We start from the raw sequence: 907 nt of genomic DNA on the forward strand, positions 1-907 counted from the left end.
CAATGAATAAGTCCCAAAGCAAAACGGCAAGAAACATCCACACCCCACAAGAAACCTGCTGAATCAGCGTAACTTCATTTCCTAGAATCACGGTCATTAAACTCATATAGAACAGCGCATTCTTAGGGTTGAGTAGTGCGGAATTTAATCCAAGTAGCAGTTGGTTCCATGCTGATGGAATTTTTACATGTTTTGCTTTTAATAACGAATCAGTTTGTTTGCTTCTTAATAATTTTTGACCGATCCAAAAAAGGTAAATAGCACCTAATACTTCAACCGTTGCAAATACAATTTGATTCTCACGAATATTTACCCAGCCAAATATCACCAATGCTATATAAATAGCATTTCCCAGTGCAATCCCTAGACAGATAAACCGACTCCCGAGCAAACCATGACGGATTGAATGAGCAATGATTAAGAAAAAATCCTGTCCCGGACTCAACAGAGCGACGAAATGAGCTAATGCCAATGCAGGGAAAGCAGCGGGGAAAAGGATGGAAAACGACATAAACAGGTACCTATAGCCAAAATTATTTTCAAACTATAGATTTTCCGACTTAGGATTTATTGTCGAAAATTGACGTAATTTGCTGGTATTGTCGTGGTGTTGAAGCTGTATAGTTAACAAATGTACGATGAAATTGGCTTTGATCAGAAAAACCCACTTCAGCCGCTACATCAACGATACTCATTCCGCGTTTTAGTAAAATCTTCGCTTTTGCAACACGGCTATTGTTTAAAAATGACTTTGGCGTTATTCCAAGGTGCCTTTTAAAAATACGGATTAATGTCTCTTTTGATCTTCCTAATTCCTTTGAGACAGCCTCAAGAGAAGGTGGACAAGTTATGTCTTGCAAAAGGCGGTTCCTTAGCTTAAAGACCAACTCACTTTCATCTTCATATT

The 907-nt window shown here is 38.4% G+C and carries 2 protein-coding genes; both read right to left on the reverse strand.

The window, feature by feature from the left end; translation table 11 throughout:
- On the reverse strand, window positions 1–511 hold a 511-nt coding region (locus B7C60_RS07355; RefSeq protein ID WP_245868823.1), incomplete at its 3' end, for a LysE family translocator.
- Between the two features lie 49 nt (window positions 512–560).
- On the reverse strand, window positions 561–907 hold a 347-nt coding region (locus B7C60_RS18270), incomplete at its 5' end, for a helix-turn-helix transcriptional regulator (RefSeq protein ID WP_245868824.1).

This window comes from Vibrio fujianensis (assembly GCF_002749895.1).
In the GTDB taxonomy this organism is placed as follows: domain Bacteria; phylum Pseudomonadota; class Gammaproteobacteria; order Enterobacterales; family Vibrionaceae; genus Vibrio; species Vibrio fujianensis.